Here is a 13,171-nt window from a genome sequence, read left to right on the forward strand (position 1 = left end):
AACCGGCGCCAGGCCGGTTTTTTTTGTGGGCAGGTGTTTTTTAAGTCAGTCGCTTGATCAGGCTGGAGGTGTCCCAGCGCTGCCCGCCCATGGCCTGGACGTCGGCGTAAAACTGGTCCACCAGCGCCGTCACCGGCAGCCGCGCGCCATTGGCCTTGGCTTCATCCAGCACCAGGCCCAGGTCCTTGCGCATCCAGTCGACAGCAAAACCAAAATCAAACTGACCGGCCACCATGGTTTTGCCGCGGTTGTCGAGTTGCCAGCTTTGTGCTGCGCCCTTGCCGATCACGTCCAGCACCTGCTTCATGTCCAGCCCGGCCTTCTGGCCAAAGGCCACGGCTTCGCTCAAACCCTGGACCAGCCCGGCGATGCAGATCTGGTTGACCATTTTGGTCAGTTGGCCGGCGCCGCTGGCGCCCATCAAGGTGAAGGCCTTGGAAAAGGCCATGCCGGCCGGCTTGACCGCCTCAAAGGCTGCCGCATCACCGCCGCACATGACGGTCAACAAACCATTTTGCGCGCCGGCCTGTCCGCCGGAAACCGGGGCATCAACAAACTGCAGGCCCAGCGCTTGTGCTGCCGCATACAACTCGCGCGCCACATCGGCGGAGGCCGTGGTGTGGTCGACAAACACCGCGCCCGGCGACATGCCGGCAAAGGCGCCGTTGTCGCCCAAGGTGACGCTGCGCAAATCGTCGTCGTTGCCGACGCAGCAAAACACGATGTCGGCGCCGGCGGCGGCTTCGCGCGGGGTTTCAGCATGTTTCAGGCCTTTGGCCCCCGCGTATTCTGCGCACCAAGCTATCGATTTGGTAGCGGTCCGGTTGTAAACCGTGACGACGTGACCGGCCAGCGCGAGGTGGCCGGCCATGGGATAACCCATGACGCCCAGCCCGAGAAAGGCAACGTTCAGGGCAGGGGTCGGTTCATAGGTTTTGGGGTGGGTGCTGGAAATAGTCATGATTTAAACAATGGCCATGTGTTCGGTGCCGGCCGCCAGGTCCTGGGTTTTGGCACGTTGGGAGTTGAGTTTGATCTGCAGCCGCAGGTCGTTGACGGAGTCGGCATTGCGCAGCGCGTCTTCGTAGCTGATCTGGTGGCTTTCAAAGGCATCGAACAGCGCCTGGTCGAAGGTCTGCATGCCCAGGTTGCGGCTTTTCTTCATGATTTCCTTGATCTCGGAGACCTCACCCTTGAAGATCAGGTCGGAAATCAGCGGCGTGTTCAGCATCACTTCCACCGCCGCGACCCGGCCCTTGCTGTCCTGCTTGGGCACCAGGCGCTGCGAGATCATGGCTTTCATGTTCAGCGACAAGTCCATCAGCAGCTGGGCGCGGCGTTCTTCGGGGAAGAAGTTGATGATGCGGTCCAGCGCCTGGTTGGCGCTGTTGGCATGCAGCGTGGCCAGACACAAATGGCCGGTTTCGGCAAAAGCCACGGCGTGTTCCATGGCTTCGCGGTCGCGGATTTCTCCCATCAGGATCACGTCGGGCGCCTGGCGCAGCGCGTTTTTCAGCGCCGACTCCCAGCTGTCGGTGTCCAGGCCCACTTCGCGCTGCGTGATCACGCAGTTTTTGTGCGGGTGCACAAACTCCACCGGGTCTTCAATCGTGATGATGTGGCCGAAGGAATTCTCATTGCGCCAGTCCACCATGGCCGCCAGCGAGGTGGATTTGCCCGAGCCGGTGGCGCCGACCAGAATGCACAGGCCGCGTTTGGACATCACCACGTCTTTCAGCACCTGCGGCAGGCCCAGGCCGTCGATGGTGGGCAGCGTGGCCGGGATCACCCGCATCACCATGCCGACCTTGCCCTGCTGGATAAAGGCGTTGACGCGGAAGCGGCCGACGCCGGGCGGGGAAATCGCGAAGTTGCACTCCTTGGTGCGCTCGAATTCGGCGGCCTGCTTGTCGTTCATGATGGCGCGTGCCAGCGCCAGCGTGTGGCCGGCGTTCAGCGGCTGCGGCGACACCTTGGTCACCTTGCCGTCGACCTTCATGGCCGGCGGGAAATCTCCGGTGATAAACAGGTCGCTGCCGTTGCGGCCGACCATCAGCTTGAGAAGGTCGTTGATGAATTTACTGGCCTGGTCGCGTTCCATTTTGCGACTCCTTTCAAACAGATTCGGTAGCCGTCAGAAAGACGGATGGATTGACGCGCAGGCGAGTGCCTTCTTCAACCCAGCAGGGGCCGCGGGACTGGCTTTGCCAGACCGCAGGCGCAGCAGCCCCCTCGGGGGGCAGCGCTGTACACGAAGTGACAAGCGTGGGGGCCATGTTCAGCCGGGGAAGTTCTCGGGAATTTTGGCTTTGCCGCGGGCTTCCGCGGCAGAGATCACATTGCGTTTGACCAGGTCCGTCAGGTTCTGGTCCAGCGTCTGCATGCCCACGCTGTTGCCGGTCTGGATCGATGAATACATCTGCGCCACCTTGGCTTCGCGGATCAGGTTGCGGATGGCGCTGGTGCCCAGCATGATCTCATGCGCGGCAACGCGGCCCTGGCCGTCCTTGGTCTTGCACAGGGTTTGCGAAATCACGGCCTGCAGCGACTCCGACAACATGGCGCGGATCATGTCTTTTTCTTCGGCCGGGAACACGTCGATGATGCGGTCAATGGTTTTGGCCGCGCTGGAGGTGTGCAGGGTGCCAAAACCAGGTGGCCGGTCTCGGCAGCCGTCATGGCCAGGCGTATGGTTTCCAGGTCGCGCATCTCGCCGACCAGGATGGCGTCCGGATCTTCGCGCAATGCGGACTTCAGCGCCGCGCTGAAGCTCAGCGTGTGCGGTCCGACCTCGCGCTGGTTGATCAGGCATTTTTTCGATTCGTGCACAAACTCGATCGGGTCTTCCACTGTCAGGATGTGGCCGTATTCGGTTTCATTCAGGTAGTTGACCATGGCGGCCAGGGTGGTGGATTTGCCCGAGCCGGTGGGGCCGGTGACCAGCACCATGCCGCGGGGTTTCATCGCCAGCTCGCCGAAAATTTTCGGCGCGTTGAGCTGTTCCAGCGTCAGGATTTTGGAGGGAATGGTCCGGAACACTGCGCCGGCGCCGCGGTTCTGGTTGAAAGCATTGACGCGAAAACGCGCCAGGCCGTCGATCTCGAAGGAAAAATCGATCTCCAGAAACTCTTCGTAATTCTTGCGCTGGGTGTCGTTCATGATGTCGTACACCATGGCGTGAACCTGTTTGTGGTCCAGCGGATCGACATTGATGCGCCTGACGTCCCCATGGACCCGGATCATGGGCGGCAGGCCGGCTGACAAATGCAAATCGGAAGCCTTGTTCTTGACGCTAAAAGCCAGCAGCTGGGTGATGTCCATCCGGGAGGTTCCTCTGAGTCTAGGTTTACAGTTCGATTATGACCACGATTGTTGACAATCTCCAAGCCGTGCACGCACGGATTGTGGCGGCCTGCGCAGCCGCCGGACGCGACCCCGCCAGCGTGCGTTTGTTGGCCGTTTCCAAAACCTTTGGGCCCGAAGCCGTGATGCAGGCGCTGACCGCCGGGCAGCAGATGTTCGGCGAAAACTACATCAAGGAAGGCGTGGAAAAGTTGGGCCTGATCCGGGAGTGGGAGGCCGAGAAGCATGCCCGGCGTTCGGAATGGCATTGCATAGGCCCGGTGCAAAGCAACAAGACCCGGCTGGTGGCCGAAACCTTTGACTGGGTGCAGTCCCTGGATCGCCTGAAAATTGCGCAGAGGCTCAGCGAGCAACGGCCGCCGCATTTGCCGCCGCTGCAGGTGTGCCTGCAGGTCAACATCGACGGTGGCACCAGCAAGTCGGGTGTGGCGCCGCAAGAGGTGCTGGCGCTGGCTGCCGAAGTTGCACGGCTGCCCCGGCTGCAGTTGCGCGGCCTCATGTCTATTCCCGAACCTGCGCCTGATTTCATGGCTTCTTGCGCAGTCCATGAAAGGGCTGCAAGCCTTTTTCATCAGATAAACAGCGCCGGCGTGTTGCCGCAGGCCATGGACACCTTGTCCATGGGCATGACGGCAGACCTGGAGGCCGCCATCCACGCCGGCAGCACCATGGTGCGTGTCGGGACGGCAATTTTCGGCACGAGATAAGCCCCCGCGGTTGCTCACTGTGTGTAGCGCCCAGCCCCACCAGGGGGCACCTGCTTGCACAGGGGAGGGCGCTGACGTGTTATTTTTTCTGCACTGCCATCGGTTTGATGGCGCCGCAATCGCTGTTCAGCCATTTGGCCGAGGTGTTGACGGTGGTGGTTTTGGGTGTGCCCTGACCGCCGCTGTTGATTTTCATGGCCATGGTGTAGGCGGTGTCGCCGGTGAAGGTGAACTGGCCTTCGCCGCTGGAGGGCGGGTTGGTGCAGCTGAAGGTCAGCTTCATGCCGGTGCTGCTTTTGTCGCTGGTTGTGGTGGTGCAGTTGCCTGGTTGCTGGATTGGCAACTGCTGTCTGTCCGCCATGTCCTGGGTGATGCACATCTTCATGACCATGCCACCCTTGGCGGCGCCGCTCACGCTCATGCCCTGTTTGGCCATCATCTCTTCCATTTGTTTGCGTTGCGCCGGCGGCATGTTGGCCATCTGTTGCTGCATCTGGGCCATGGCCTGGTCCATCTCCGGGCTGCCGCCCAGCTTGTTGGTGGCTTCCCACAAACCGGGCTTCATGGTCTGGGCCCCTGCGGGTGCGGCAAAAGCCAGGGCGGCCAGGCTGGCCAGTAACGGAAGATGGCGTTTCATGGGAGTCCCCTGGTGAATGGCAGGCGTTGGCGGATGTTGGCAACGAATGTCCGCATTATTGCCAGCCCCTGGCGCTTTGCAAATCCCCTTCGGTGAGGGGGTTGCGCTGTCGTGTCGAGGTCACTGCCCCAGCGCCAGCCGCGTGCTGCTTTTGACTTCTTCCATCACCGCGTAGGTCCGGGTTTCACGCACGCCTGGCAGTTGCCACAAAACCGTGCCGGCAAAGTGCCGGTAGGCCGCCATGTCGGCCATGCGAGTCTTGAGCAAATAGTCAAAGCCGCCAGCCACCATGTGGCACTCCATGATTTCGGGATGCACCTGCACCGCCGCCTTGAAGGCCTCGAAAACATTCGGCGTGGTGCGGTCCAGCAACACTTCCACAAACACCAGCATGCCGGCACCCAGTTTCATGGGGTTTAGCCGCGCCTCGTAACCCAGGATAAAACCATCACGCGTGAGGCGTTGCACCCGTGCCAGCACCGCCGTGGGCGACAGGCCCACGGTTTCGGCGAGTTTGAGGTTGGACAGGCGGCCGTCCTGCTGCAGAAGATTCAGGATTTTGATGTCAATGCGGTCAAGGTCGGGGCTCGTGTCGATCATGGTTAGTGAATTATTCTGTTTTAGGCGTCAAATTTAGCGGGAAATTGGTGGGAATTCAAGCCACCATGGCCATATTCACCAAGTTATGGAGTTTTTATGCCGCGCCGTCCCCACCTGCCTTCCCCCTACCGGTCCGAAGCCGGCCTTGTGTCGGACCGCCTGCGCCAGCTGGCCGGTAGCCTGGACTGGGCGCTGGCCGCGCAGACGGCAGAGCCTTGGGTGTTGGCCGTGCGCGACAACCCGCCGCCGTTTTGGGCCATGGAAAGCCTGCTCAAGGAGTATCCGATTTCCAGCGCCGAAGGCTTGGCCTTGATGCGCCTGGCCGAAGCGCTGTTGCGTGTGCCCGATGCCGAGACCGCGATCGCGCTGACGGCGGATCAGTTGGGTCGGGCCGATTTTGATGCGGCCGGCGAAGGTGTACTCGCGCAGTGGTCGGCCTCGGCGTTGGCGCTGTCCAAGAAGTTTTTGCCGGCGACGCCCGTTGCCGGTCAGGTCTCCCCTGAGCCCGGCCTGATGGCCAGGCTGGGCGCACGTGCCGTGGTTGCCGCCACCTTGCGTGCGGTGCAACTGCTGGGGCGGCAGTTTGTGCTGGGTCAGACCATCAACGAGGCCATGCATGAGGCGGACCACAGCAAGAAAAAAAACGGCCGCTTGCGCGTTCCGCCGCCGGGCCGCCCCAAGGCGGAACAGCCCCCTCGGGGGGCAGCGCAACCCGAAGGGCAAGCGTGGGGGCTCCGATTCAGCTACGACATGCTGGGAGAAGGTGCCCGCACCGAGGAGGACGCGCAGCGTTACCTGGCGAGTTACACCCAGGCGATAGCCGCCATCGCGGCGCGCGCGGATACCACGGGGGCGGTCGAGGCCAATGACGGCATCTCCATCAAACTCAGCGCCTTGCACCCGCGGTATGAAGATGCACAACACACACGTGTCATGGCCGAGCTGGTGCCGCGTGTCTGGGGTTTGTGCGAGCTGGCCGCAGAGGCCAACATCAACCTCACCATAGACGCCGAAGAAGTCGAGCGGCTGGAGTTGTCGCTGGACGTGTTCGACACACTGGCCGCGCAAGTGGCGCAGCACTGTCCGCAGTGGCAAGGGTTTGGCCTGGCGCTGCAGGCCTACCAGACCCGTGCGCTGGAGTTGATCACGCATGTCGCCGCCATCGCCCGCCAACACAAGTTGCGCCTGATGTGCCGCCTGGTCAAGGGCGCGTATTGGGATGCGGAAATCAAACGCGCGCAGGAACTGGGCCTGCCCTGTTACCCGGTGTTCACACACAAACACCACACCGATGTGTCTTACCTGGCCTGCGCCCAGGCCTTGCTGGCCGCGTCCGATGTGATTTACCCGCAGTTTGCGACGCACAACGCCGGCACCATTGCGGCGATTTTGCAGATGGCCGAGAGAACGGCCCCCCACGCTTGTCGCTTCGCCTACTGCACTGCGGCCTGGTACGCGATTTGAATTGCAACGCCTGCACGGCATGGGCGAAGGTGTGTATCGCGAGCTGCTGAAAAATTCGGACATCGCCTGCCGCGTCTACGCCCCCGTAGGCGCACACCGCGACCTGCTGGCTTACCTGGTGCGCCGCCTGCTGGAAAATGGCGCCAACTCCTCTTTTGTGCATCAGCTGATCGACGAGTCCGTGGGCATGGACCAACTCTTGACCTCGCCGCTGTGGCTGGCGCCGCAACCCTCGCTGCCTTTGCCCGCCGAGCTGTACGGCCCCGGCCGCAAAAACAGCGCCGGGCTGGACCTCACGGTCGAGGCCATGCGGGCGCCGTTGCTGGCCGCCTATGCCGCCGTGCAAGTGCCGCCAGTGCCGCTGTTTGATGCAAAATTGGCCTGTGACCCAGTCACCACGGGCACAAGCAGCTATCAAAAATGGAGCGATCTGGGGGCGCCTGCACGCGCCGCCCTCTTGCGACAGGCGGCCGATACGCTGGAGCAGCAGTTGCCGAAGTTCTGCGCGCTGCTGGTGAAAGAAGCTTTCAAGACCTGGGGCGACGCGGTGTCCGAGGTGCGCGAAGCCGTGGACTTCTTGCGTTATTACGCGAATGAGGCCGAACGCATCATGGCGCCTGTGCTGCTCGATGGGCCGACCGGCGAAAGCAATGAATTGCGCCTGAGGGCGCGCGGCGTCTGGGTTTGCATCAGTCCCTGGAATTTTCCGCTGGCGATTTTTACCGGCCAGGTCGCGGCGGCACTGGCCACCGGCAACGCCGTGCTGGCCAAACCCGCCGAACAAACCCCGGGCGTGGCCTGGGCCATGGTGAAGCTCTTGCATGCCGCCGGTGTGCCCGAAGCGGTGTTGCAACTCTTGCATGGCCCCGGCGAGACCGTGGGTGCGGCCCTGGTCGCCGCACCGCAGATTGCCGGCGTGGTGTTCACCGGCTCGACCGAGGTCGCCAAAACCATCAACCGTGCGCTGGCCGCCAAAGACGGTCCCATAACCCCGCTGATTGCCGAGACCGGCGGCATCAACGCCATGCTGGTGGACTCAAGCGCGCTGCCCGAGCAGGTGGTGGATGTGGTGCTGCAAAGTGCGTTTCGCAGTGCCGGCCAGCGTTGCTCGGCCTTGCGCCTCTTGTGTGTGCATGACGCAATTGCCGACAAGCTGATCGCCATGCTGGCTGGCGCAGTTCAGGAGCTGGTGCAGGGTGATCCGGCGGATCTGGCTACCGATGTCGGGCCGGTTATTGACCAGGCCGCGTTTGACAACCTGCAGCAGCATTGTCTGCGCCTGGGTTCAGCATCAGAAAAGGCCTTGGCCCAGGGTGGGCAAGCGCTATCAGCTACTGATTCGATAGCGAGTGAGGTGCCGCATCTGCTGGCCCCCCGCCTGTTTGAAGTCGCCCGCATCGCCGATGTGACGCAGGAAATTTTCGGCCCGGTGTTGCAAATTGTGCGCTGGCGCGGCGATCCGCAGGCGGTGGTCGAGCAGATCAATGCGCTGGGTTACGGCTTGACCCTGGGCATCCAGACCCGCATCGATGCGCGCGCGCAGGCGTTGGCGGCACACGCGCAGGTCGGCAACATTTATATCAACCGCAACATGATTGGTGCGGTGGTGGGTGTGCAGCCTTTTGGTGGCCAGGGCCTGTCCGGCACCGGCCCCAAGGCGGGCGGCCCGCATTACCTTTATCGTTTTTGCACCGAACAAACTGTGACCATCAACACCACGGCAGCGGGTGGCAACGTGGCTTTGTTGTCAGGTCAAACCGCGATGTGATGACGGGCTCTTAACGCGGCCCGATGTCCAACTCGTAATGCGCATCCCCCATGTAGCGCTCGGACCCGAAAGCGGCCTGGGTGGCGGCCAGTTCTGCCGCTTCCCACTGGTCGGCCAGCAACTGCTCGGCCGGGCTCAGGTCCCAGGGCCGCGCGTGTTCGCCGTGGGCCTGCAGCAAACGCAGGTAGGCGCGGTAGACCGGCGCCACCAGGCTGGCATCCCCCAGCGTGTTGTCCAGCGCGGCGCAAAAACGCTGTACCGCCGCCTCGCGTTCCGCGTCGGAGACATCGTCGGTGTGAAAAATTTTGACCGTGTAGTGCATGCCGCAAGTTTATAAGCGTCAGCGCTGTCGACAATTCGAGGCGGCAAATGACGACGCTATGGTGTGATGGTTTGTATCTGCCAATTAATTTCGTTACTCATCTTGCATTAGCAGTGGAGACTTTTGAAATGTGTCTCCGTACCATCAGGTTCTTTTGAAGGAAACCACATGGCACTGCAATCCCCGTTCTTTGGCAAGCGAGATGAGCCCACCACCTTGCGTCACGGCAGCCCGAATCCCAATCCTTACTCGAACGGCACAGCGACCAACACCAGCAACACCGCCAGCAGCGCACAACCCGTCGCCGCTGCCAGCACCCCCGCGTCCAGCACCACCCGCGAAGGCGGCAGCAAGCTGACGGTGGGACCCAACATCAAACTCAAAGGCGTGGAAATCACCGACTGCGACACCCTGGTGGTCGAAGGTCTGGTCGAAGCCACGATGGACTCGCGTGTGATGCAGATCTCCGAGAACGGCGCGTTCAAGGGTTCGGCTGAAATCGACATCGCGGAAATTCACGGCGAGTTTGACGGCAACCTGACGGTGCGCCAGAAGCTGGTGATTTATGCAACCGGCAAGGTCACCGGCAAGATCCGTTACGGCAAGCTCGTGATTGAAGAAGGCGGCCAGCTCGCCGGTGAAATTTTGTTCGGCGCTGCCAGCACGCCCAAAGCCACACTGGTGGGCAAGCCCGGTTTGCAGGTCGCCTGAGCCGCGACTTCGTCCAGGTAGTCAGCACGCGCGTCGCAGGAGCTGCGTAGCGCGTGTGTAGATGGGCTAGGCGGGCGCCCTTGTCACGCAGTTGACGGGGCCGCCCCACGGGCGCGCGCAAAATCAGCGCATGCCCGCCATCCATTCCCCTTTGCAAGCCCAGATTGTTCAATGGCAGGTTCAACCTGGCGACAGCGTTCAGCCGGGTGATTTGCTGCTGATTCTTGAAGCCATGAAGATGGAGCACGAAGTGCGTGCAGTGGCTGCCGGCCAGGTGGCTGAGCTTTTTTTCACGGCGGGAGAATTGGTGGAAGCGGGCGCCTTGCTGGCGACCTTTCACGCGGCTTCGGCCCCTGTCGTATCGATTACGAAACCCGTACCGCTGACCGGTCGCGCCGTGCCGCAAGGCCTGCGGCCTGACCTGCAAGCGGTGCTGGATCGTCACGCCAAAACGCAGGACAACAATCGCCCCGACGCCATCACCAAACGCCACGCCCTGGGCCTGCGCAGCGCGCGCGAAAACATCGCCGATTTGTGTGACGAGGGTTCGTTCATCGAATACGGCGCCCTCGCCGTGGCGGCACAGCGCAGCCGCCGCAGCGAAGAAGACCTGATCACCCAGACACCGGCCGATGGTATGGTCACCGGCATCGCCACGATCAATAGCGCCCGGTTCGGCGCCGAAGCCAGCCGCACCGTGGTGATGGCTTACGACGCCACCGTGCTGGCCGGCACGCAAGGCATGCGCAACCACCAGAAAACCGACCGCCTGTTGGGCCTGGCGCTGGAGAACAAGTTGCCGGTGGTCTTGTTTGCCGAGGGTGGTGGTGGCCGGCCCGGGGACACCGACATGCCCATCGTCGCCGGCCTGCATATCAGCACCTTTGCCAGTTATGCGCGCCTGTCGGGCCAGGTGCCTGTCGTCGGCATCGTGGCCGGCCGCTGTTTTGCCGGCAACGCGGCGCTGCTGGGTTGCAGCGACGTGATCATTGCTACCAAAAACAGCAACATCGGCATGGGCGGACCGGCCATGGTCGAAGGTGGTGGCCTGGGCGTGTTTACGCCCGAGCAGATAGGCCCCAGCGCTGTGCAACACGGCAACGGTGTGATCGACGTGCTGGTGGACGACGAGGCGCAAGCGGTGGCGGCGGCGCGCCACTACCTGTCTTTTTTCCAGGGTTCGCTCAAGACATGGACGGCGCCCGATGCAGCCGTGCTGCGCGATGCCGTGCCGGAAAACCGTTTGCGGGTCTACGACAGCCGCGCTGTGCTTGAAGGGGTGGTGGACAGCGGCAGCCTGTTGATTTTGCGCAGTGGTTTTGGCCCGGGCATTCACACCGCGCTGGCCCGCATCGAAGGGCGCGCGGTGGGTATCCTGGCCAACAACCCGCAACACCTGGGCGGTGCGATCGACGCGGACGCCGCCGACAAGGCCGCGCGTTTTATGCAGCTGTGTAATAGCCACGGTTTGCCGCTGCTGAGTTTTGTCGACACCCCGGGCTTCATGGTGGGCCCCGAGATCGAGGCACAGGCCCAGGTGCGCCATGCCAGCCGCCTGTTTGTCGCGGCCGCCGCCTTGCGTGTGCCGTATTTCAGCGTGGTCTTGCGCAAGGGTTATGGCCTGGGCGCCATGGCCATGACGGCCGGCAGTTTTCATGCGCCTATGTTCACCGTGGCCTGGCCCACCGGCGAGTTTGGCGCGATGGGGTTGGAAGGCGCGGTCAAGCTCGGTTACCGCAAGGAGCTGGACGCCTTGCCCGAAGGTCCAGCGCGCGAGGCGCTGTACCAACAACTGGTGGACCAGCATTACGCCAAAGGCAGCGTCCTGCAGATGGCGGCCACCCTGGAAATTGATGCGGTGATTGACCCGGCGCAGACACGGCCATGGCTGGTGGCCGGCTTGCAGTCGGCGAAGCTCAGGCCATTGGGGAATGATCGTTACATCGACACCTGGTAACGACTAGAAACGCGGCAAGTCCGGGTGTGAGAGCTGGCCGCCGCGCACCAGCATCTTGCCGTATTCGGCGCAGCGCTGCAGGGTAGGGATCACCTTGCCGGGATTGAGCAGGCCCTTGGCATCAAACGCGTGTTTCACGCCTAACATCTGTGCGTTTTCGGCGGCCGAAAATTGCACACACATGGAGTTGAGTTTTTCCACGCCCACGCCATGTTCCCCGGTGACCGTGCCGCCCATGGCCACGCTGGTTTCCAGGATGTCGGCGCCAAACAGTTCGCAGCGGTGCAACTGGTCGGCGTCGTTGGCATCAAACAGAATCAAGGGGTGCAGGTTGCCGTCGCCGGCGTGAAAGACATTGGCGCAGCGCAGGCCGTATTTTTTCTCCATGCCCTGGATGGCCAGCAGGATGTCGGCCAGACGTTTGCGCGGAATCGTCGAGTCCATACACATGTAGTCGGGGCTGATGCGACCCGAAGCGGGAAACGCATTTTTGCGGCCGCTCCAGAAACGCAGGCGTTCGGCCTCGTTCTGGCTCACCGCAATTGCCGTGGCGCCGTGGCTACGCAGCACGGCACTCATGCGGCCGATTTCTTCCTCGACTTCTTCCGGCGTGCCGTCGCTTTCACAGAGCAAAATCGCTTCGGCATTCAGGTCGTAACCCGCATGCACAAAGTCTTCGACCGCGGCGATCATGGGTTTGTCCATCATCTCCAGGCCGGCCGGAATGATGCCGGCGGCAATCACCGCCGCCACCGCGTCGCCGGCCTTGCGCAGATCGTCAAAGCTGGCCATGATGCAGCGCGCCAGCACCGGTTTGGGCACCAGCTTGACGGTCACTTCGGTGGTCACGGCCAACATGCCTTCGCTGCCTATCACCACCGACAGCAGGTCGTAACCGGCGCTGTCGAGGGCTTCGCTACCGAAGCTCACTTCATCGCCTTCCACCGTGAAACCTTTGACCTGGAGCACGTTGTGCAGGGTCAGGCCGTATTTGAGACAATGCACGCCGCCCGAGTTTTCGGCGACGTTGCCGCCTATGGTGCAGGCGATCTGGCTGGACGGGTCGGGTGCGTAATACAGGCCCAGGGGCGCAGCGGCTTCGCTGATCGCCAGGTTGCGCACACCGCCCTGGACCACGGCCGTGCGGCTGGCCGCGTCCATTTTTAATATTTTGTTGAACTTGGCCAGCGACAGGGTCACGCCCAGCTGGTGCGGCATGGCGCCACCGGACAGGCCGGTGCCGGCGCCGCGCGCCACCACCGGCACCTCCAGCGCATGGCAGGTGCGCAACACGGCTTGCACCTGCGCATAAGTTTCGGGCAGGGCGACCACCAGCGGGCGCTGGCGGTAAGCGGTCAGGCCGTCACATTCATACGGTGTGGTGTCTTCCTGGTGCCAGAGCAGCGCATGGGCCGGCAGCACGGCTTGTAATGCGCTGACGACGCGGGTTTGCTGTTGGGCGCGATCCAGCGATGGCGGGGTGTCTGAAGGTGTGTTCATGGAGCAAACACTTTAAGCCAAAGCGCAGGCGGGCGGCGTGAAGAAAGTGGCGGCTTTGTTTGAAAAACAAAACGCTATAAATTCAATAGCTGCTTGCGCCCGTGAGGTAAGGGCTGGAGGCCTGAAAAGCTTAAAACCTTCG

The 13,171-nt window shown here is 62.4% G+C and carries 10 protein-coding genes and 2 pseudogenes; 5 read left to right on the forward strand and 7 right to left on the reverse strand.

Annotated elements, in window-relative coordinates:
• Positions 1-40: 40 nt before the first annotated feature.
• From ACHMXK_RS02050 to ACHMXK_RS02060, 3 genes and pseudogenes are all read right to left on the reverse strand, one after another.
• Positions 41-961 (reverse strand): NAD(P)-dependent oxidoreductase, encoded by a 921-nt coding sequence (locus tag ACHMXK_RS02050; RefSeq protein WP_397437263.1) that lies wholly within the window; start codon positions 959-961, stop codon positions 41-43.
• A gap of 3 nt (positions 962-964) precedes the next feature.
• Positions 965-2,101, reverse strand: a complete 1,137-nt coding sequence (locus ACHMXK_RS02055; protein ID WP_397437265.1) for a PilT/PilU family type 4a pilus ATPase — start codon at positions 2,099-2,101, stop codon at positions 965-967.
• 177 nt (positions 2,102-2,278) lie between these two features.
• A pseudogene (locus ACHMXK_RS02060) lies at positions 2,279-3,321 on the reverse strand (type IV pilus twitching motility protein PilT).
• A 38-nt stretch (positions 3,322-3,359) separates the two neighbouring features.
• Between ACHMXK_RS02060 and ACHMXK_RS02065 the strand changes: the two are divergent.
• Positions 3,360-4,070, forward strand: a complete 711-nt coding sequence (locus tag ACHMXK_RS02065) for a YggS family pyridoxal phosphate-dependent enzyme (RefSeq protein ID WP_397437266.1) — start codon at positions 3,360-3,362, stop codon at positions 4,068-4,070.
• 79 nt (positions 4,071-4,149) lie between these two features.
• Here ACHMXK_RS02065 and ACHMXK_RS02070 read toward each other — a convergent pair whose 3' ends face one another.
• A complete protein-coding gene (locus ACHMXK_RS02070; RefSeq protein WP_397437268.1) occupies positions 4,150-4,707 on the reverse strand; it encodes a DUF3617 domain-containing protein in 558 nt (185 codons plus the stop codon).
• 120 nt (positions 4,708-4,827) lie between these two features.
• A complete protein-coding gene (locus ACHMXK_RS02075) occupies positions 4,828-5,307 on the reverse strand; it encodes an Lrp/AsnC ligand binding domain-containing protein (protein WP_397437270.1) in 480 nt (159 codons plus the stop codon).
• 96 nt (positions 5,308-5,403) lie between these two features.
• On the opposite strand from ACHMXK_RS02075, the gene ACHMXK_RS02080 reads away from it, so the two are divergent.
• Complete coding sequence (locus ACHMXK_RS02080; RefSeq protein ID WP_397437272.1) at positions 5,404-6,771, forward strand: proline dehydrogenase family protein; 1,368 nt, start codon at positions 5,404-5,406, stop codon at positions 6,769-6,771.
• Between the two features lies 1 nt (position 6,772).
• Entirely contained in the window at positions 6,773-8,539 is a 1,767-nt protein-coding gene (locus tag ACHMXK_RS02085) for an L-glutamate gamma-semialdehyde dehydrogenase (protein WP_397437274.1), read from the forward strand.
• Between the two features lie 10 nt (positions 8,540-8,549).
• Here ACHMXK_RS02085 and ACHMXK_RS02090 read toward each other — a convergent pair whose 3' ends face one another.
• Complete coding sequence (locus ACHMXK_RS02090; protein WP_397437276.1) at positions 8,550-8,861, reverse strand: hypothetical protein; 312 nt, start codon at positions 8,859-8,861, stop codon at positions 8,550-8,552.
• Positions 8,862-9,029: 168 nt separating this feature from the next.
• Here ACHMXK_RS02090 and ACHMXK_RS02095 point away from each other — a divergent pair, with 168 nt between their 5' ends.
• The gene (locus ACHMXK_RS02095) at positions 9,030-9,572 is read left to right on the forward strand and encodes a polymer-forming cytoskeletal protein (RefSeq protein ID WP_397437278.1); all 543 of its coding nucleotides are present in this window, start codon (positions 9,030-9,032) and stop codon (positions 9,570-9,572) included.
• Between the two features lie 130 nt (positions 9,573-9,702).
• Positions 9,703-11,529 (forward strand): annotated as a pseudogene (locus tag ACHMXK_RS02100) (carboxyl transferase domain-containing protein); the annotation flags it as partial.
• Positions 11,530-11,532: 3 nt separating this feature from the next.
• Here the strand turns inward: ACHMXK_RS02100 and ACHMXK_RS02105 are convergent.
• Entirely contained in the window at positions 11,533-13,029 is a 1,497-nt protein-coding gene (locus ACHMXK_RS02105) for an FAD-linked oxidase C-terminal domain-containing protein (protein ID WP_397437280.1), read from the reverse strand.
• Between the last annotated feature and the right edge of the window lie 142 nt (positions 13,030-13,171).

Source organism: Polaromonas sp. UC242_47 (assembly GCF_044452385.1).
GTDB lineage: Bacteria > Pseudomonadota > Gammaproteobacteria > Burkholderiales > Burkholderiaceae_C > Polaromonas.